The sequence below is a fragment of the Xanthomonas sp. WHRI 1810A genome (assembly GCF_040202885.1).
Classification (GTDB): domain Bacteria; phylum Pseudomonadota; class Gammaproteobacteria; order Pseudomonadales; family Pseudomonadaceae; genus Aquipseudomonas.
In genome coordinates this window covers 82,316-101,544 of sequence record NZ_JBEGED010000005.1, presented here as the reverse complement: position 1 = coordinate 101,544, position 19,229 = coordinate 82,316, and the positions used below count along the sequence as shown (strand labels likewise).

At 62.8% G+C, this 19,229-nt stretch carries 14 protein-coding genes; 7 read left to right on the top strand and 7 right to left on the bottom strand.

Going from position 1 to position 19,229, the window contains the following annotated elements:
- Window positions 1–10: 10 nt before the first annotated feature.
- Together uraD and puuE are read right to left on the bottom strand one after the other, a co-directional pair.
- Window positions 11–526 (bottom strand): 2-oxo-4-hydroxy-4-carboxy-5-ureidoimidazoline decarboxylase, encoded by a 516-nt coding sequence (uraD, locus tag ABQX22_RS09745; RefSeq protein ID WP_349798894.1) that lies wholly within the window; start codon window positions 524–526, stop codon window positions 11–13.
- Window positions 523–1,449 carry an allantoinase PuuE gene (gene puuE / locus ABQX22_RS09740; protein ID WP_349798892.1) on the bottom strand — a complete coding sequence of 309 codons (927 nt, stop codon included), beginning with the start codon at window positions 1,447–1,449 and terminating at the stop codon, window positions 523–525. Before puuE ends, uraD begins: the two co-directional genes overlap by 4 nt.
- A gap of 381 nt (window positions 1,450–1,830) precedes the next feature.
- Between puuE and uraH the strand changes: the two genes are divergently transcribed.
- From uraH to ABQX22_RS09715, 5 genes are all read left to right on the top strand, one after another.
- Window positions 1,831–2,184, top strand: coding sequence for a hydroxyisourate hydrolase (gene uraH, locus ABQX22_RS09735; RefSeq protein WP_349798890.1), 354 nt, complete (start codon window positions 1,831–1,833; stop codon window positions 2,182–2,184).
- Between the two features lie 48 nt (window positions 2,185–2,232).
- Window positions 2,233–2,658 carry a DUF3830 family protein gene (locus ABQX22_RS09730; protein ID WP_349798888.1) on the top strand — a complete coding sequence of 142 codons (426 nt, stop codon included), beginning with the start codon at window positions 2,233–2,235 and terminating at the stop codon, window positions 2,656–2,658.
- Between the two features lie 406 nt (window positions 2,659–3,064).
- A complete protein-coding gene (gene oxlT / locus ABQX22_RS09725; protein WP_349798886.1) occupies window positions 3,065–4,336 on the top strand; it encodes an oxalate/formate MFS antiporter in 1,272 nt (423 codons plus the stop codon).
- A gap of 165 nt (window positions 4,337–4,501) precedes the next feature.
- Window positions 4,502–6,091, top strand: coding sequence for a gamma-glutamyltransferase family protein (locus ABQX22_RS09720; protein WP_349798885.1), 1,590 nt, complete (start codon window positions 4,502–4,504; stop codon window positions 6,089–6,091).
- A 112-nt stretch (window positions 6,092–6,203) separates the two neighbouring features.
- Window positions 6,204–9,365, top strand: coding sequence for a dermonecrotic toxin domain-containing protein (locus ABQX22_RS09715; protein ID WP_349798883.1), 3,162 nt, complete (start codon window positions 6,204–6,206; stop codon window positions 9,363–9,365).
- 119 nt (window positions 9,366–9,484) lie between these two features.
- On the opposite strand, the gene ABQX22_RS09710 is transcribed toward ABQX22_RS09715, so the two are convergent.
- Window positions 9,485–10,774, bottom strand: a complete 1,290-nt coding sequence (locus tag ABQX22_RS09710) for an NCS2 family permease (RefSeq protein WP_441005266.1) — start codon at window positions 10,772–10,774, stop codon at window positions 9,485–9,487.
- A 404-nt stretch (window positions 10,775–11,178) separates the two neighbouring features.
- Between ABQX22_RS09710 and ABQX22_RS09705 the strand changes: the two genes are divergently transcribed.
- Entirely contained in the window at window positions 11,179–11,943 is a 765-nt protein-coding gene (locus ABQX22_RS09705) for a GntR family transcriptional regulator (RefSeq protein ID WP_349798879.1), read from the top strand.
- 110 nt (window positions 11,944–12,053) lie between these two features.
- On the opposite strand, the gene guaD is transcribed toward ABQX22_RS09705, so the two are convergent.
- From guaD to xdhA, 4 genes are all read right to left on the bottom strand, one after another.
- Window positions 12,054–13,367, bottom strand: coding sequence for a guanine deaminase (gene guaD, locus ABQX22_RS09700; protein ID WP_349798877.1), 1,314 nt, complete (start codon window positions 13,365–13,367; stop codon window positions 12,054–12,056).
- 97 nt (window positions 13,368–13,464) lie between these two features.
- Complete coding sequence (gene xdhC / locus ABQX22_RS09695) at window positions 13,465–14,319, bottom strand: xanthine dehydrogenase accessory protein XdhC (RefSeq protein ID WP_349798875.1); 855 nt, start codon at window positions 14,317–14,319, stop codon at window positions 13,465–13,467.
- Between the two features lie 16 nt (window positions 14,320–14,335).
- Window positions 14,336–16,807: a xanthine dehydrogenase molybdopterin binding subunit gene (gene xdhB / locus ABQX22_RS09690; RefSeq protein ID WP_349798873.1), complete on the bottom strand. Its 2,472-nt coding sequence runs from the start codon at window positions 16,805–16,807 to the stop codon at window positions 14,336–14,338.
- Window positions 16,800–18,320: a xanthine dehydrogenase small subunit gene (xdhA, locus tag ABQX22_RS09685; protein WP_349798871.1), complete on the bottom strand. Its 1,521-nt coding sequence runs from the start codon at window positions 18,318–18,320 to the stop codon at window positions 16,800–16,802. The genes xdhB and xdhA overlap by 8 nt, the downstream gene beginning before the upstream one ends.
- A gap of 246 nt (window positions 18,321–18,566) precedes the next feature.
- Here xdhA and ABQX22_RS09680 point away from each other — a divergent pair, with 246 nt between their 5' ends.
- Window positions 18,567–19,226, top strand: a complete 660-nt coding sequence (locus tag ABQX22_RS09680; RefSeq protein ID WP_349798869.1) for a GntR family transcriptional regulator — start codon at window positions 18,567–18,569, stop codon at window positions 19,224–19,226.
- Window positions 19,227–19,229 lie beyond the last annotated feature (3 nt).

The following is a 19,229-nucleotide window of genomic DNA, read 5'->3' as shown; positions in this document are numbered from 1 at the left end:
GAGAGGGCGGTCAGAGGGCTTGCAGGCGAAACAGGGCAATCTTGTTGATCTCGGCCAGGGCGCAGGCAAATTCGGTGTCGGCCGAATGGTGAATGCGCGTCTCGAACGCGGCGAGGATCTGATGCCGGTTGCTGCCTTTCACCGCCATGATGAAGGGAAACGCGAACTTCGCTTTGTAGGCCGCGTTCAGCGCCGTGAAGCGCTGGAACTCCTCGCGCGTGCACTGATGAATGCCGGCGCCGGCCTGCTCGCTGGTACTGGCTTCGGTCAGTTGGCCTTGCACGGCAGCTTTGCCGGCAAGGTCCGGGTGGGCGTTGATCAATGCCAGTTGCGCGGCGTGATCAGCGCTCATCAGGATGTCGCTCATGCGGGCGTGCAGCGTGTCGATGTCGTCGAGGTCCGGACCCTGGCCGGCGTCCCAGGCTTTTTCAGCCACCCACGGCGAGTGCTCGTATATGTCGGCGAAGGTCGCCACGAAGGCTTCGCGGCTCAGTCGGGAGGGGGTGAGGGTCTGGAAGCGGCTCATTGGGCGTCTCTCTTGAACGGGTGCACAGCGTGCCAGTGGCGGGCGATGTCCACGCGGCGGGTGATCCACACCTGCTCGTGGCCTTTGACGTATTCGAGGAAACGTTGCAGCGCGGCCAGTCGGGCAGGGCGGCCGATCAGCCGACAATGCAGGCCGATGGAAAGCATCTTCGGCGCCTCGGCTCCTTCGGCGTAGAGCACGTCGAAGGCGTCTTTGAGGTACTCGAAAAAGTCATCGCCCTTGTTGAAACCCTGGGCCTGGGTGAAGCGCATGTCGTTGGTGTCCAGCGTGTACGGAATCACCAGGTGCGGCTTGCCGGTGGGGGTGTTCGGTTCCCAGTAGGGCAGGTCGTCGTCGTAGGTGTCGCTGTCGTAGAGAAAACCGCCTTCTTCCATCACCAGGCGCCGGGTGTTGGGCCCGGTGCGGCCGGTGTACCAGCCCAGCGGACGCTCGCCGGTCAGCTCGGTGAGGAGGCGAATGGCCTCCTGCAGGTGCTCGCGTTCCTGCGCTTCGTCCATGTACTGGTAGTCGATCCAGCGATAGCCGTGGCTGCAGATCTCGTGCCCGGCCTGGACCATGGCGCGGATCACATCGGGGTGACGCTGCGCGGCCATGGCCACGGCGAAGACCGTCAGCGGGACATCGAATTGCTTGAACAGCTTGAGCACGCGCCACACGCCGGCCCGGCTGCCGTATTCGTAGAGCGATTCCATGCTCATGTTGCGCACGCCTTGCAGCGGCTGGGCCGACACCATCTCGGAGAGGAACGCCTCGGACTCTTTATCGCCGTGCAGAATACTGCGCTCGCCGCCTTCCTCGTAATTGAGCACGAAGGACAGCGCGATACGGGCATCGCCTGGCCAGTGAGGATGGGGCGGGGTAGGGCCATAACCGATCAGGTCGCGAGGGTAGTCGGCGCTCACTGCAAGATTCCTTCTGTGCGTATTGTCTGCGGCTGTGCTCTCTGTTTCTGCATGAACCGATGCAGGGCCAGCCGCCGCGATGAAAAGATTGTATACAACTTTATTCACGTTTTGTAAGCCCGTTTTTTGCTTTTCTTGCCTGGACGGTCATTGCAATAAACCTGCCTGACCGGTCAGGATCCACGGAAAAACTTCAATACTTTCCGCAAGCCGCCGCCAGTCAAGGGTTTCAGCAGCGCGACGCGCGGACAGCGGTTGGAAACCACATTTATTGTGTACAAGTTTCTTTGAAAGTGTCTTAATCGTGCATCGCCCGCACCGTCCGAGCACTGCAACGGTGCGTGCAGATACTTTCCTCACTCAAGCGAGGCGCTGACACAAATGGGACGACTCACCACACACGTACTGGATGCCGCGCACGGCTGCCCCGGCAGTGCCATTCACATTGCCCTGTATCGGGTCGACGGCGAACGGCTGGACAAGATCGCCGAGGCCGTCACCAATGCCGACGGTCGCTGCGACGCACCGTTGTTGCAAGGCGATGATTACCGTTCCGGGGTCTACCAACTGCAGTTTCAGGCGGGGGATTATTACCGCGCCAAGGGTGTTCAACTCCCCGACACGGCGTTTCTCGACGTGGTGGTGCTGCGCTTTGGCATCGACGCCGCGCAGGAGCACTACCACGTGCCACTGCTGATTTCGCCTTACAGCTACTCGACCTATCGCGGCAGCTAGACCGCCCGCTCTCGATGACCCCTCGCCAGCCCCTGGAGACAAGCGGCCATGACCCTGTTGAAGATCACTGCCGGCGGGTATGAATTTCTCGCCCAGACCCATCCCGATGCGCCGCACACCGTGGCGGCTTTTCTCAACCTGTTGCCGTATCGGCAGAAACTCATCCATGTGCGCTGGAGCGGCGAAGGCTGTTGGGTGCCACTGGGTGAATATCAGTTGATCAAGGATGATCAACCCATCGGTTTCGAAAACCACACCAGTCACCCGTCAGTGGGGGACATTCTTTTTTATCCCGGTCCCTATAGCGAGACCGAAATATTAGTGGCCTATGGCTCGTGTTGTTTTGCCAGCAAGATGGGGCAATTGGCGGGTAATCACTTTTTGACCGTGGTCCAGGGTCAGGAAAACCTGCGGGCCCTGGGCGTCAAGACATTATGGGAAGGCGCCCAGGAAATCCTATTCGAACGGGCTTAAAACCTGACTCAATCAGGGTGGGTAGGTGGGTTACCCGTCGCCCCATGATCGAGTCAATTTGGTGCGGACCGCTCTGGCCTGCACCTTGGGCGCGCATCGCTGGCCGATGGCCGTCCACCTATTTATCTCCGGTGTCCGTTGCGCGATACCCATGGGGCTTTGCGCGACAGACAGCACCGCCGCAAGCGCGTAGTTTGCAGCACATCACTTATTAGTTTGCGTTAATTATTCGCTTAATATTCTGGAAGACGCTCGGAAGTATTGACCGTGGGCGAAGGTTTTATCCCGGAAAGTTAATGGGTGAGTGACAGTCATGTGCGGGAGAAAGTAAGCCGTTAGTTGCGGGCATTGGCATGCGGCTTGCTGATGGTCAGGTCACGATAAACCCACTTTCGAGCCCAAGACTATGAGCAGTGATCAAATCGCTATTGAAGGCGGCCGCGCCCAGGTCGGGACCGCGCGCTGGCATCAACTGGTCATCGGCGTTGTGTGCATGATGGCGATTTCCAGTCCGCAGTACGTGTGGACGCTGTTTACCGGGCCGCTGACGGCAAAGCTCGGTGTGTCGCTGGCGCAGATCCAGGTCACGTTTTCCCTGTTGATCATCCTGCAGACGTTCTTCTCCCCCGTGCAGGGCTATCTGGTGGACCGCTTCGGTATCCGCACGCTGGTGGGCCTGGGCTGTGCGTTGTCCGGCCTGAGTTGGGTGCTGGCCAGCCAGGCTTCTTCGCTGAGCATGCTCTACCTGACGTACGGCGTGGTCGGCGGTCTCGGCACGGGGATTGTCTACGTCGGCATCGTCGGCCTGATGGTGCGCTGGTTCCCTGACCGTCGCGGCTTTGCGGCGGGCGCCGTGGCTGCCGGTTACGGCATGGGCGCGATGATCACCACCTTTCCCATCAGCAACAGCCTGCAAAGCGCCGGCATGGAACACACCATGCTGGTGTTCGGCCTGATCCTGGGCGTGGTCGGGCTGCTGGCGTCGCAGTTTCTGCGCCAGCCACCGGCGCTGGTGCGTGATCACACCGTGGCGGAAATCCCGCAGACCGTTTCCGATATCACGCCCAAGGAAATGCTCAAGACGCCGGTGTTCTGGCTGATGTTTTTGATGTTCAGCCTGATGTCCACCTCGGGCCTGATGGTCACGTCGCAGATGGCCAGTTTCGCCAAGGATTTCGGCATGACCACGGTGTTGGTGATGGGCATGGCAGCGCTGCCACTGGCCCTGACCATCGACCGTATCTGCAACGGCCTGACCCGGCCGTTGTTCGGCTGGATCTCCGACCACATCGGCCGGGAAAACACCATGGCGGTCGCCTTTCTGTTCGAGGGCGTGGCCATGACCCTGTGGTTGCTGACCAGCGATAACCCGGTATTGTTCGTGCTGCTGTCGGGCGTGGTGTTCCTGGGCTGGGGTGAAATCTTCTCGCTGTTCCCCTCGACGCTGACCGACACTTTCGGCACCCGCCACGCCACCACCAACTACGGTTTCCTGTACATGGCCCAGGGGATCGGCGCAGTGTTCGGCGGCCCGGTCGCGGCGCTGCTGCACCAGTACACCGACAGCTGGTACCCGGTGTTCGCGGTGGCCATCAGTTTTGACATCATCACCGCGTTTTTGGCCTTCTTCGTCCTCAAGCGCATGCGCATGAACTGGCTGGCCAGGCACGCTGTGTAATGTCAATCGGGCGGCTTCTTCTGTAGGAGGGAGCTTGCTCGCGATTCAATGCACGTAATCCGGAGATGCGGCGGATGTACGGGCCTCATCGCCAGCAAGCGCCCTCCCACAAAGGGTGATGTTTATCTGCATCTCGCTGCTTCTCTCAATAACAAGGACTGAATCATGCTCAACACCACACTGGCCGCGCGCGGCATCGCCGTTGCGCCTCACAGCCTTGCGGCACAATCGGCGCTGGCGGTGTTGCGCGAAGGCGGCAACGCGATCGAGGCCATGGTCGCGGCGGCGGCCACCATTGCGGTGGTCTACCCGCACATGAACAGCCTGGGCGGCGACGGCTTCTGGCTGGTCATGCCGGCCAGTGGCGATCCGGTAGCCATCGACGCCAGCGGCCCAGCCGGCAGCCTGGCGACCCTGAATCGTTACGCCGGCATGAGCAAGATTCCCATCCGGGGCGTGGACGCGGCACTGACCGTGGCCGGCACCGTCGGCGGCTGGCAGGAAGCCCTGGCGGTCGCCGCCGAGCTGGGCGGCAACACGCCGTTGCCGCGCTTGCTGGCAGACGCCATCCACTATGCCCAGGCGGGCATCCCCACCACCGTCTCCCAGTTCAACGCCACGTCCAGTAAGCGAGCGGAACTGCAGAACATCCCGGGTTTCGCTGAAACCTTTTTGCCGGACGGTGCGGTGCCGCTTGCTGGCAGTCTGTTCCGCCAGCCGCGCCTGGCGGTCACTCTGCAAACCCTGGCCGACAAGGGCCTGGACAGTTTTTATCGCGGGGCGCTGGCCGATTCCATTGCCCGCGACCTGAAGGCTCTGGGCTCGCCTGTCACCGCTGACGACCTGGCCGGTTATCGCGCCAAACGCGTACGCCCGCTGGAACTGAGCCACAGCGCCGGGACGGTCTACAACCTGACGCCGCCCAGCCAGGGTCTGGTCTCACAGCTGATTCTCGGGATTTCCGATCACGCCGGGCTGGCGCGACACAACGCGGACGAAGCGGACCACATCCACACCCTGGTGGAAGCGACCAAGCTGGCGTTCGCGCTGCGTGATGACCACATCACCGACCCGGAACACATGAGCATTGATCCGCAAAGCTGCCTGACCGCCGACAACCTGCAGGCGATGGCGGCGTGCATCGATCCTCAGCGCGCCGCGCCGTGGGGGGAGGGCAAGGGGCCCGGCGACACCATCTGGATGGGCGTGATCGACAACGACGGGCTCGCCGTGTCGTTCATTCAAAGCATCTACCACGAGTTCGGCAGCGGCGTGGTGCTGCCGGCATCCGGCCTGAACTGGCAGAACCGGGGGGCGTCGTTCAGCCTCGACCCCGACCACCTGCTGACATTGAAACCGGGGAAAAAGCCCTTCCACACCCTCAACCCTGCCGCCGCCCGCTTGAAAGACGGGCGCGCCATGGTCTACGGCACCATGGGCGGCGACGGCCAGCCCCAGACCCAGGCGGCCGTCTTCAGCCGTTACGCTGTCTTTGATCAGCCGTTGCAGCAGGCGGTGACCGCGCCGCGCTGGTTGCTCGGGCGCACCTGGGGCGATACCTCGGACACCCTCAAGCTGGAATCGCGGTTTGATCCGTCGGTCATCGCCGAACTCAAGCGCCGTGGCCACGAAGTCGAGCTGCTGGAGGCCTTCACCGAAACCATGGGCCATGCGGGCGCAGCCGTGCGGCTGGTCAACGGCAGCTTCGAAGGCGCTTTCGACCCACGGGGTAACGGTGCCGCCGCCGGTTACTGATTCGGGCGGTTCGTCCGCCGTTCATTAATGCGTCGGCACTACATATGTATGCCGGCGCGCCGCGTGAACTGTGAACACTCCAACACTCTTATTGCGTTGGAGAACACACCCCATGACCCCTGAATTAAACCCGGTCGACCTGCTGTCGACCGACATCCCCGTCGATCAAACGCTGCTGGAAATCACCTCGCCGCTGCCCGACTGGCTGCTCAACGCCAGCGATACAGTGCGTGAAAACTATCGCGAGCGCCTGATCGCCTACCACGCGTCGGCTGCACGGCTGGAGGCGCACCTGGATGCGGTGCTGCCCTCGTTCGAGACCTTCACCGACGAGCTCCTCGCCGCGCGCATCAAGGCGGATCTGGGCCTGGACATCGCCCCGGAAACCATCGTCCTGGACCTGCCCAAAAGCGTTCACCGCGACTACGACATCGACCCGCAATTCGGCCGGGTCACAAGCTACGCCGCGCCCTGGGTGGCCAGCACCGAGCGCGAGTTGATCGGCCTTGGCGAGCTGGCGCGCCTGAATGTTGCCGCCGATGACGAACAGATGGCCGAGCGCCTGGTGCTGGCCAGGTCCGAACTCGACGCGCCCCATTACGTTGAGGCCGGCCTGACCGCCCGCTACCTGCATCGCCTCATTGCGCAACTGGACGTCACCCAGGCTTACCGCACCTTGCTCACGAGCGTGTTTCACGTGCCGGGGCCAGTCTCCGGGCAACCGGCGGAACAGGCGCAGCGTGATGCCGATCTGCTGCTCGAACCCTACGAGCAAAAGCTGTCGCTGGAAGGCTTTTGCGGGTTTGCCCGGCACCGCCTGAGCGAGGCCGGTTATCAGCTGTTCCAGATGGCGGTCCAGGCTCGCTCCCGCGTGGAAACCGACGCCGCCGGGATCGAGATGAACTGGGTGCTGTTCAAACCGGGAGTGGCGGTGACCGGCGAACGCGACGGGCACACACTGAGCGGGCTGTGCGCGATCCGTGATCGCCAGACCGACCGGACGCTGATTTATCTGCCAGAAGCGCCTGGCGACCTCACCTTGATCGAAGGAGACAACCCGGCAGAGGCCAAATCCCGGCTGATTCAAAAGCTGATCCGCGACCCGGCCCTGGTCGATTACCTGGCCGAGCGCACCCTGGACTCGGCCCATCAGGCCCGTCACGCCAGCTACATCCATCAGGCCTTGGCGCGCCGGTTCGAGGGCTTCATCGACTTCGCCCCGGCGCTGGACCTGCAAGTGGCGGCGCAGCAGTTGCACACCCGCGCCTGGCAGTTGCAGCGGATGACCCAAGCCGGCGCCCGCAGCCGGTTTGATCTCGCCCGCGAGCGCTCCAGGGCGCAGAACGACAGCTACCTGATGTACTTTCGGGCGCTGCTGAGTCTGTTACCCGGCATCGGCACCCTGATCAGTCTGCAGGAGGGCTTGAGCAGTGCGCGTCAGGCGTCGGACGCGTTCGGCAGCGGCCGACTGGACGACGGGCTGCTGGCCTCGGGCGGCGTGGTGTTGAGTGTGCTGGATCTGGCGCTGTCGATTGTGCCGGGGGCGGCGGGCCTCCGCGTGCTGGCGCGAACGGGTCGGCGCAGCGCCGCTGTCAGAGTCGCTGCATCGGGGGGCCGGTCCCATGTGCTCACGCCGTTCGAAGGCTACGAAGTACAGGTGTCGTTGGTGGACGCGGTGGCGCAAACCGGTCGCGACGTCGGCACCTACCTCAAGGACGGCCAGCTGTGGATCGCTCGCAAGGGCGTGGTGTACGGCGCCTATCGACGCAGCGGCGAGCAGACGTTGCGGCTGAAGAAAACCCCCGGCCATGGGTACGAGCCGCCGCTGCGCCTGGAAAACGGCAACTGGGTGTACCACACCGACGTCGGTCTCAAGGGCGGGGTGAAGTCGACCATCGCCGAAACCCTGATCGCCAAGGCCCACGCGGACCCGGCGTTCAATAATCGACAGGCTCGGGCGCTGCTCGATCAGTTCGACTTTCCTTCCGAGAGCCAGCGTCGCCTGGAGCTGGACGCGGCGGTTCACTACCAGAAGCACCGGGCGTTCCCCGACTGGGTCCAGACCTACCGCCGTCCAGTGCCGGACACCACCGTGCAGCCTGGCCCCAGCGGCGTCAAACGCAAGCAAGCGCCGACCGCCGACCCCCAGGCCAAGCGCACCCCTGACGCGGGAGCGTCCACGTCGGCAGGTCCGTCCCGTGGCCCTGACAGCTGGAAACGCTGGGCGCAGCCGCTGGACGAGACCGTCCAGATCAAGCAGGTAACCCTGCATCCGCCGGTCTTTCGGGTCGAAGGCGAGCAGGGCAGGGACTTCATTCGAATGGACGGGGCGCGCTACGACATTCTGCCGAGCGGCGGCACCGTACACCCGACGATCGTGTTCCTGAACAACCCGAACCGGTTGGAGGACAGTTTTTCCGGGCTCAACGAAACCATCCGGCTTAATCACTTCGAGCAGCCGGTCATGGCGTCCTTCAGCGAGGGGCAATGGACCGTGCACGGCCCGCTGTTCAAACGCAAGATTCAGCAGCTGGTTGAGCAGGCACGACCGGGCATGACGCCGGCCAGCTACCGGATTCTGGCGGAGAAAATCTTTGATCGCGCCGATCCGGCCCACAGTGGCATGACCTCGACCCGGCTGATCAACCTGCGGGCCACGCTCAATGCCTGGCAACGCGGCCAGCCGGCGCCGCTGCCGGGCCTGAACGACCCGCTGCTGATGCTCGAAGGCACGCACCTGACCGGCGTCGGCACGCTGACCGCGCGGCTTAACGTTAGTTACGGCCCGTCGTTGCAGACGTTCACGCGCCTGGATTTCTCGGCGCAGGAACCGTCGTTGCTCAACCTGCTGACCACGGCCGCCGCCCATGGCCATGTGGGCGTAGAGGGCAAGAAAAGCCTGCGTGACTACCTGTCGGCGCTGTTGACGCACGCTGGCTACAACGTGGTGTCGGCGGATGAGGCCGTGTTGCACACCCGCTCCATTCTGTTGTTCCGCCGCCCCGGGCAGGAGCCGCTGTACCTGCTGAAAATGATGCGGGTGTCGACCTCGGTGCCCCGGTTTAACCTGCCCAGCGTGGACAGTGCGTTCCCGCTGTCCAACCGCTGGATCGACGAGTGGCTGGGGGCGCATGCCGGTGACCGTGCACTGGATGCCGTGGTCGAGGCCCGCCAGGACGGGCGCCTGGTGAAGTTGATTGGCGGGATCAGGGTCAGCAACAGTGCCGAGAGCGGCATCCAGGTGTTTGTAGAACGAATCGCCAGCGATTTCTGATCTGTCCGTGTAGGAGCGCGCTTGCCCGCGATGGCATTGTGTCAGTGATGGGTCTATTCACTGACACACCTCAATCGCGGGCAAGCGCGCTCCTACAGGGTTCGGTGACGCGTATCGGGCTACAGGAAGACAAACTTGGCGATGAAGATCGCGCACAGCGCCCACAGGCTGATCGATATCTCTTTGCACTTGCCGGTTCCGGCCTTGAGCACCACGTAGGTGATGAAGCCCAGTGCGATGCCGTCGGCCACTGAGAAGGTCAGCGGCATCATGATCGCCGTGACAATCGCCGGAATGCTGTCGGTCGCCTCGTCCCAATTGATGTGCGCCATGCCGCTCATCATCAGCATGGCCACGTAAATAAGCGCGCCCGCCGTCGCGTACGCCGGGATCATGCCGGCCAGCGGCGCAAAGAACATCGCCGCCACAAACAACAGCCCCACCGTCACCGCCGTCAGCCCGGTGCGCCCGCCCGCCGCCACCCCGGAAGCGCTTTCGACGTAACTGGTGACCGGCGGCACACCCACCATCGCCCCGAACACGCTGGAAGCGCTGTCGGCCTTCAAGGCCCGCGACAGGTTTTCAATGCGCCCGTCTTCCCGTACCAGCCCCGCGCGCTGTGCCACCCCCATGAGGGTGCCGGCGGTGTCGAACATGTGCACGAACAGAAACGCCAGCACCACGCTGATCATGCTGACGTTGAACACCCCGGCGAGGTCCATCGCCATCCAGGTCGGCGCCAGGCTCGGCGGCATTGAATAGAGGCCGTTGTACTGCACCAGGCCCAGGCCCCAGCCGGCCAGGGTCACGGTGATGATGCTGATCAGGATCGCGCCGAACACCCGGTGGTAGCTGAGCACCGCGATCATCAGAAAGCAGACGGCGGCCAGCAGCGGCGCAGGTTCGCGCAACGAGCCGAGGCGGATCAGGGTGGCCGGGCTGTCGACCACGATGCCTGCGGTCTTCAGGCCGATCAACCCGAGGAACAGCCCGACCCCCGCACCCATGGCATAACGCAAACTGACCGGGATGCTGTTGAGCAGCCATTCACGGATGCGCGACAGGGTCAGGACCATGAAGATCACGCCGGAGACGAACACTGCGCCCAGCGCCGTTTCCCAGCTGTAGCCCATGGTGCCGACCACGGTGTAGGTAAAGAACGCATTGAGCCCCATCCCCGGCGCCAGGCCGACCGGCCAGTTGGCGTACAGGCCCATCAACAGGCAACCCAGCGCTGCCGCGATGCAGGTGGCGACGAACGCGGCGCCGTGATCGATGCCGGCGTCGGCCATGATGTTGGGGTTGACGAAGATGATGTAGGCCATGGTGATGAAGGTGGTCAGGCCCGCCAGCAACTCGGTCCGGACGGTGGTGCCATGCAGGCTGAGCTTGAACAGGCGCTCAAGCAGGCCGCTGCGGGGCGGGGTGAGGTCCAGCGGAGACGCTTCGGATTTGCGGCTTTGCACAGTGAAATTCCTCGGTACGTTTTTGTTGTTTTTCCCGGGTGCCGGCAGCAGCGCTGTGAGGCCGGAGGACCGCTCAGTCAGATTTGTTGACTGATAGGTCAGGAACGCGCACGAGTGGGATTATGCTTTTGTATACAAATAATGCAAATAATGTTTTATCCATTGTTTTGGATAAATCGCGGATTGTGTGCATAACGAGTGGGGCACCGGGACGGTGTCTGGAACCTGTGCACTGTGTACAATGCGCCGGTACTTTTACTGTGAGTTTGCGGCGATATCTGCTATTGATTCGCGGCACAGCAATCACCGTTACGGCCGTGCGCCGGATTCAATTCTCACGAGTGCCCATGAACGAACAGTTGCAGCCCCTCAAGAAACAGCCACGCACCGTCAAGGCGGGTCGCAGCGGCACCCAGGACGATATCGTCTACGCCCATATCTTCGAGGCCATTCTCGAGCAGCGACTGGCGCCGGGCACCAAGCTGAGCGAAGAAGCACTGGGCGACATCTTCGGGGTCAGCCGCACCATCATTCGTCGCGCCCTGTCACGATTGGCCCATGAAGGGGTCGTGCTGTTGCGGCCCAATCGCGGCGCCGTGGTGGCCAGCCCCAGTGTCGAAGAGGCGCGTCAGGTGTTCTTCGCCAGACGGCTGGTGGAAAAGGCCATTACCGAGCTTGCCGTCGAGCACGCCAGTGCCGAGCAACTGGCTGAGCTGCGCAAGATGGTGAGTGATGAGCGAGACAGTTTTGCCAGGGGGGATCGCGGGGCGGGCATTCGTCTGTCCGGGGAATTCCACCTGAAACTGGCGGAAGCGGCGAAAAACGCCCCGCTGATCAGCTTTCAGCGCAGCCTGGTGTCACAGACCTCATTGATCATCGCGCAGTACGAAAGCGGCAACCGCTCGCACTGTTCCTACGATGAACACACCCAACTGATCGACGCCATCGAAGCGCGGGATGCGCCGCTGGCGGTGAACCTGATGATGCACCACATGGATCACATCGACAGCAAACTCAACCTCGACGAAGACAGCGCCTCCGACGACCTGCACGCGGTGTTCTCGCACCTGATGCTGCCGAAGAAAAAGCCGGGGCGTAATTCGGTGGTTTGACGCATGCGAATGCACTACAAAACTGTAGGAGCGACCCTGTTCGCGAAGCTTTTTAGCTGACACTGCTTCGCCAACAAGTTGGCTCCTACAGAGGTTTTTTTGATCGCACTTTAACGCCTGTGCACCAACACCCCCGCCGAATAGGTTTCGCTCACCGTCCGGTCATCCCCCAGCGTCATCAGCACAAACAACCGCTCTTCGATGCTGCTCGCCTGCTTCATGCGGTACGCCAGCAGCGGGGTGGCGTTGTAATCCAGCACCACGAAATCCGCCTCGTTGCCCGCCTGCAAACTGCCGATCCTGTCATCCAGTCGCAGCGCCCGCGCGCCGCCCAGTGTTGCCAGGTACAGCGACTTGAACGGGCTCAGCTTCGCGCCTTGCAGCTGCATCACTTTGTAGGCTTCGTTCAGCGTCTGCAGAATCGAAAAGCTGGTGCCGGCGCCGATGTCAGTGCCCAGTCCTACGTTGACCTTGTGCCGCTCTGCCATCGGCAGGTTAAACAGCCCACTGCCGAGGAACAGATTGGACGTCGGGCAAAAGGCAACCGCTGACCCGGTTTCGGCCAGGCGCGCACATTCCTCGTCGCACAGATGCACGCCGTGTGCGAACACCGAGCGTTCCCCCAGCAGCTTGAAATGGTCGTACACGTCCAGGTAGTTCTTCCGTTCCGGGAACAGCGCCTTGACCCACTCGACCTCCTTGAGGTTTTCGCTGATGTGGGTCTGCATGTACAGGTCCGGGTATTCGGTCAGCAGTTGACCGGCCAGGGCCAGTTGTTCCGGCGTGCTGGTGGGGGCAAAGCGTGGGGTCACGGCGTAATGCAGGCGGCCTTTGTCATGCCAGCGCTCGATCAGCGCCTTGCTGTCGGCGTAGCTGGATTCGGCGGAGTCCACCAGATAATCCGGCGCGTTGCGGTCCATCATGACTTTGCCGGCGATCATCCGCAGGTTGAGCTTTTCGGCGGCGCTGAAAAACGCCTCTACCGATTCCTTGTGCCGGCTGCCGAACACCAGCGCCGTGGTGGTGCCGTTGCGCAGCAGTTCTTCCAGAAACAGGTCAGCCACCTCAGCCGAATGCGCAGGGTCTTCGAACTGCTTCTCGCAGGGGAATACGTAGGTGTTGAGCCAGTCCAGCAACTGTTCGCCGTAGGACCCGACCATGCCGGTCTGCGGCAAATGGATGTGGGTGTCGATGAAACCGGCGCTGATCAGGGCGTCCTGATAGGTGAGCACCTGTACGTCGTCAGCCAGCGTGCCCAGCAAGTCAGCGGCGTGACCGACAGCGGTGATCCTGCCGTTCTCGACGACCATCAGCCCGTCTTCGAAATACGCGTATGAATCCTCGATCGCCATCTCGGCCGGGTCGCCGAGGCTGTGGACGATGGCGGCGCGGTAGGCTTTCTTGCTGGCAGAGTCAGGGGTCATGGGGTTCTCGTTAAAAAGGGTTCAGGCGGTAAAGGCCCGTAGGAGCGAATTTATTCGCGAAGGGCCAGCGCAGGCGCTACATCTTCATCAGCCTGAACTATCGCCTCGCGAATAAATTCGCTCCTACAGGGGGGCGATCCGGCAGCAGCCTGGCAATCGGTTGGGCGCCTGCACTGTGCTCGCCGAAGCGTGCGTTGTAAGTGGCGATGACTTCGGCGGCGATGGACACGGCGATCTCAATGGGCAACTTGCCTTTCACCTCGGTCAGGCCCATGGGGCAGCGCATGCGTTGGACCAGCGCAGGGTCGAAACCGCGATCACGCAGGCGGTGCTCGAATTTTACACGTTTGGTTTTGGAGCCGATCAGGCCGAAATAGGTGAAGTCGCCGCGGGTGAGGATGGCCGCGGTCAGTTCCAGGTCCAGCTGATGCTTGTGGGTCATGACGATGCAATAACTGCCCGTGGGCAGCCGCTCGACTTCCTCAATGACCTCATCGTTGAGGATCGTCGTCACACCTTCGGGGATCTGCGCCGGGAATTCCTGCTCACGGGAATCGATCCAGCGCACCCGGCAGGGCAGGCTGGCCAGCAGCGGCACCAACGCCCGGCCGACGTGGCCGGCGCCGAACACCGCGATCTGTGCCTGGGGCTGACCCATGGGCTCGAACAGCACTACATTCACGCCGCCGCAGCACTGGCCCAGGCTGGCACCGAGGCTGAAGCGCTCCAGCCGGGTCTGCTGGCTGCCACTGGCGAGCATCTCGCGGGCGATGGCCATGGCCTTGTATTCCAGATGACCGCCACCGATGGTGTCGAACATCCGCTCGGCGCTGACCACCATCTTCGAACCGGCATTGCGCGGCGTCGAGCCACGCTCCTCGATGATGGTCACCAGCACGCAGGCTTCGCCCCGGGTCTGCAGATCGGCGAGGGCACTGATCCAGTTGTTCATGTGTGTATCCTTGCCGTCAGCGGTCAATTGTTGGAGCGAGGCTTGCCCGCGAAGAGGCCGGTACGTCTGAAGCATCTTTGGCGGCAAGAATAATGCCTTCGCGGGCAAGCCTCGCTCCAACAGGGTCTTGGGCCTGATTCACCCTGCGCATCTGCTCACACCCCCACAACACCCGCTCCGGGGTGGCGGGCGCGTCGATCTTCGGCTGGTGCTTGTAGTCAGCCAGGCTCGCCACGGCGTCCTTGATCGCACACCACGCGGCGATCCCCAGCATGAATGGCGGCTCGCCCACGGCCTTGGAATGGAACACCGTGTCTTCCGGGTTCTTGCGGTTTTCCACCAGCTTGACCCGCAAATCCAGCGGCATGTCCGCCACGGCCGGGATCTTGTAGCCCGCCGGCCCGTTGGTGACCAGTTTGCCCTTGGCGTTCCACACCAGTTCTTCGGTGGTCAGCCAGCCCATGCCTTGAATATAGCCGCCCTCGACCTGGCCGATATCGATGGCCGGGTTCAGCGACGCGCCCACGTCATGGAGGATGTCCGTGCGCAGCATTTTGTACTCGCCGGTCAGGGTGTCGATGATCACTTCGGTGCAGGCCGCGCCGAAGGCGAAGTAATAGAACGGCCGACCCCGGGCCTGACTGCGGTCGTAGAAAATCTTCGGCGTTTTGTAGTAGCCGGTGCTCGACAGCGACACCTGGCCCATCCACGCCTGCTGCGCCAGGGTATCGAACGCAATCACCTGTTCGCCGACCCGCACATGGCCGTTGCGAAACTCGACCTGTGACGCCTCGACGGCGTAGTGCCGGGCGGCGAACTCCACCAGCCGCGCCTTGATGATCTCGGCCGCGTTCTGCGCCGCCTTGCCGTTCAGGTCCGCGCCGCTGGAGGCCGCGGTCGGCGAGGTGTTCGGCACCTTGTCGGTGTTGGTCGCGGTGATCTGCACCCGGTCAATGTCCACCTGAAACACCTCGGCCACCACCTGAGCGACCTTGACGTTCAGGCCCTGGCCCATTTCGGTGCCGCCGTGGTTCAAGTGAATGCTGCCGTCGGTGTAGATGTGGATCAGCGCACCGGCCTGATTCAGAAAGCTGGCGGTGAAGGAAATGCCGAATTTGACCGGGGTCAACGCCAGTCCTTTCTTGAGGATCGGGCTCTGGGCGTTGTAGGCCGTGATCGCTTTTCGGCGCTCGGCGTACTGGCAGCTGTCCTCCAGCTCGGCGGTCATCTCTTCGAGCATGTTGTGCTCGACGGTCTGGTAGTAGTGGGTGACGTTGCGCTCGGTCTTGCCGTAGTAATTGACCTTGCGCACCTCCAGCGGGTCCTTGCCCAGATGGCGGGCGATGGCGTCCATCACTTCCTCGATGGCGACCATGCCCTGCGGCCCGCCGAAGCCGCGATAGGCCGTATTCGAGGCAGTGTTGGTCTTGCAGCGGTGGCCGTTGATCGTCGCGTCACCCAGGTAATACGAGTTATCAGCGTGGAACATCGCGCGGTCGACGATGGACGCCGACAGGTCCGGCGAGTAACCGCAATTCCCGGCCAGTTCCAGGTTGATGCCGTGCAGACGACCGCTGTCATCGAACCCGACGTCGTACTCGACATAGAAGGGGTGGCGCTTGCCGGTCATGAGCATGTCTTCGACCCGGGGCAGGCGCATCTTGGTCGGTTGCCCGGTGAGGCGCGCCACCACGGCGCACAGGCACGCGGGGCTCGCGGCCTGGGTTTCCTTGCCGCCGAAACCACCGCCCATGCGGCGCATGTCGACCACGATTTTGTTCATCGACACGTCCAGCACTTCGGCCACCAGCTTCTGCACTTCGGTGGGGTTTTGCGTGGAGCAGTAGACGATCATGCCGCCGTCTTCGGTGGGCATCACCGACGAAATCTGCGTCTCCAGATAAAAATGTTCCTGGCCGCCGATGTGCAGCGTGCCCTGAATCCGCTGGGGCGCGCTGTTCAACGCGGCCACCGAATCGCCCCGCTGATGAGTGTGGCTGTCGAGCACGAAATGCCGGTTGCGCAGCGCTTGCACCACGTCCAGCACCGGCTCCAGGTCTTCGTATTCTATGATGGCGGCCATCGCCGCCTGGCGCGCGGTTTCCAGGTCCCGCGCCGCCACGGCGATCACCGGCTGGCCGACGAACTCGACGGTGTCGATGGCCAGCAGCGGATCGCCCGGCAGCAGCGGGCCGATGTCTTTGAGGCCGGGGATGTCTTCGTGGGTGATGGCGATCCGTACCCCCTCGAAGGTGTAGCACGGCGCCGTGTCGACGCGGATGATGCGCGCGTGGGCGCGGTCGGACAGGCGCGCATAGACGTGCAACTGATTGGGAAATTCCAGGCGGTCGTCGATGTACACCGCTTCGCCCGAGACGTGCTTGTCGGCGCTGTCGTGCTTGACGCTGCGGCCGACGCCGGTGGTCAGGTCCTGCTGAAACAGCGCAACCATTTCAGCCTGGGATTTGGGTTGGTGATGGTTAGACATAGTCAGTCACCCGCGTTTCGATGTGGGGCGTTTGCAGCTCGATGAAGTATTTACGCAGCAGGTTCTGCGCGCTGAGCAGTCGATACTCCTTGCTGGCGCGGAAATCCGACAGCGGCGTGAAATCCTCGGCCAAGGCGGCGCAGGCGCGCTCGACGGTCGCGGATGTCCACGGCGCGCCGATCAGCGCCTGCTCGCAGGCAGTCGCCCGTTTTGGAATGGCCGCCATGCCGCCGAACGCGGCACGGGCATCGACGATGGCGCCGTTTTCCACGTGCAGGCGAAAGGCCGCGCAGACGGCCGAGATGTCATCGTCCAGCCGTTTCGACACCTTATAAGCGCGGAACATCTGTCTGGCGTTGGCCTTGGGCACGATGATCTTCTCGATGAACTCGCTGTCCTGGCGGGCCGTCACCCGGTAGTCGATGAAGTAATCCTCCAGCGCCAGGGTGCGGGTCTGACGGCCTTTGCGCAGGACAAGTTGTGCGCCCAGGGCGATCAACAGCGGCGGCGAGTCGCCAATGGGCGAGGCGTTGCCGATGTTGCCCCCCAGCGTGCCCTGATTGCGGATCTGCAGTGACGCAAAACGGTGCAACAGCTCGCCGAAATCCGGGTATTGCTCGCTCAGGGCGCCGTAGCAATCGGTCAGCGCAGTGGCCGCGCCAATCTCGATGCGGTCGTCGAAATGCTCGATGTTCTTCATGTCGGCGACGTTGCCGACGTAAATCATCACTGGCAACGGGCGGTGGAACTGGGTGACTTCCAGCGCCAGGTCGGTGCCGCCGGCCAGCAGGCGGGCGTCGGGGTACGTGTCGTACGCATCGGCCAGATCGGCCACGGTCATGGGCACCAGACAACGCTTGTCGCCGCTATTGAGTTCGGCGGTGCCGGTGGGGGCGATGGCCTTGAGCTGGGCGAGGGTCTGCGCCTGGCGTTCATCGAACTGATCGGGCTGGCGCTGACGGCAGGACTGCTCGGCCGCCGCCAGAATCGGACGGTAACCGGTGCAGCGGCACAGATTGCCGGCCAGGGCTTCGTGGGCCTGGGCTTGCGCTTCACGGGGTGTGTGGGTTTCGGTGCTGTTCTTTTGCAGGGCAAACAGCGACATGACAAAACCGGGGGTGCAGAACCCGCATTGCGAGCCGTGGCAGTCGACCATGGCCTGTTGCACGCTGTGCAGCTGGCCCCGGTGCTTGAGGTCCTCGACGCTGATCAGCTGTTTGCCGTGCAACGAGGCGACGAAGGTCAGGCACGAATTGAGGCTGCGGTAACTCAGCGTCTCCTGGCCCTGGGCATCCACCGTGCGTTCGCCCACCACCACCGTGCAGGCGCCGCAGTCGCCGCTGGCGCAGCCTTCTTTAGTGCCCGGCTTGTGCAGGTGCTCGCGCAGGTAATTGAGCACGGTCAGGTTGGGGTCCAAAGCGTGCTCGGTTTTCAGCTCTTGGTTCAGTAAAAACTGGATCACGGCGCGTGCCTCGATGTTCTTGTCGTTGGAAGGGTGGTGCACAGGTGTCATCGAACCTGCCGATGAATCTATCAGCTGTGACTATCGGGTCAATAATTTTCTGACCGAAAAGTCAGGAAATGCGAGATTTCTTCCATTTGCCGATTAGCGGCGCCGCCGACCTGAAATAAAGTGTGCGGCACGGCCTCAGGCTATTTGCTCGTTTCGTGCCAGATTCCACACACGTGGCCCTGCGCCATGGGGGTTCAGTGCGATACACTTCGCCGCTTCTGTGCAGTTAGGGTTTAAGGGAAAGACATGACGTTCAAGGCACCGGACAGCCTCGCGGAGCAAATCGCTCATCACCTTGCCGAGCGCATCATTCGCGGGGAGCTCAAGCCCGCCGAGCGGATTCAGGAGCAGAAGGTCACGGCCGCACTCAACGTCAGCCGCGGCTCGGTGCGCGAAGCGTTGCTGATCCTCGAGCGCCGCCACCTGATCGTGATCCTGCCGCGCCGGGGTGCGCAGGTGTCGGTGCTCACGCCGCACAACGTCGAAAGCCTCTGCGCCCTGATGAGCGAGCTGTACATCCTGCTGGCCATTGCTGTGGGCCAGCGCTGGAAGGACGAGACCGAACTGGCGCCGTTCCTGCAGATCCAGCAGCGCCTGATTGCCAGCTGCGAGCAGCAGGACGTGAAAACCTTCGTTGAAGACAGCTTCAATGTCATGCGCGCGGCCTATCCGTTCGCCAACAACCCGTACCTGGAAGAAACCATCGAGAACCTTCAGCCGTCCATGAGCCGCTTCTATTTCCTGGCGCTGGAACAACGCAAGGCGCAGATGAGCGAGTACCTGACGCTGTTCGGGCAGTTGCTCGAAGCGGTGATCGCCCGCGACGCCGTGCAGATTCGCGTCGTGCTCACGCAGTATGGCCAGCGCAGCTGTCAGTCGGTCCTCGCTGCGCTGGCGGCTGGCTGACCC

Bases quoted from the DNA above. Each gene is read 5' to 3' on its own strand.
- xdhA (WP_349798871.1), bottom strand. From the start codon at position 18,320: ATGACACCTGTGCACCACCCTTCCAACGACAAGAACATCGAGGCACGC.
- ABQX22_RS09715 (WP_349798883.1), top strand. From the start codon at position 6,204: ATGACCCCTGAATTAAACCCGGTCGACCTGCTGTCGACCGACATCCCC.
- uraD (WP_349798894.1), bottom strand. From the start codon at position 526: ATGAGCCGCTTCCAGACCCTCACCCCCTCCCGACTGAGCCGCGAAGCC.
- oxlT (WP_349798886.1), top strand. From the start codon at position 3,065: ATGAGCAGTGATCAAATCGCTATTGAAGGCGGCCGCGCCCAGGTCGGG.
- ABQX22_RS09680 (WP_349798869.1), top strand. From the start codon at position 18,567: ATGACGTTCAAGGCACCGGACAGCCTCGCGGAGCAAATCGCTCATCAC.
- uraH (WP_349798890.1), top strand. From the start codon at position 1,831: ATGGGACGACTCACCACACACGTACTGGATGCCGCGCACGGCTGCCCC.
- ABQX22_RS09730 (WP_349798888.1), top strand. From the start codon at position 2,233: ATGACCCTGTTGAAGATCACTGCCGGCGGGTATGAATTTCTCGCCCAG.
- xdhC (WP_349798875.1), bottom strand. From the start codon at position 14,319: ATGAACAACTGGATCAGTGCCCTCGCCGATCTGCAGACCCGGGGCGAA.
- ABQX22_RS09720 (WP_349798885.1), top strand. From the start codon at position 4,502: ATGCTCAACACCACACTGGCCGCGCGCGGCATCGCCGTTGCGCCTCAC.
- guaD (WP_349798877.1), bottom strand. From the start codon at position 13,367: ATGACCCCTGACTCTGCCAGCAAGAAAGCCTACCGCGCCGCCATCGTC.
- ABQX22_RS09705 (WP_349798879.1), top strand. From the start codon at position 11,179: ATGAACGAACAGTTGCAGCCCCTCAAGAAACAGCCACGCACCGTCAAG.
- xdhB (WP_349798873.1), bottom strand. From the start codon at position 16,807: ATGTCTAACCATCACCAACCCAAATCCCAGGCTGAAATGGTTGCGCTG.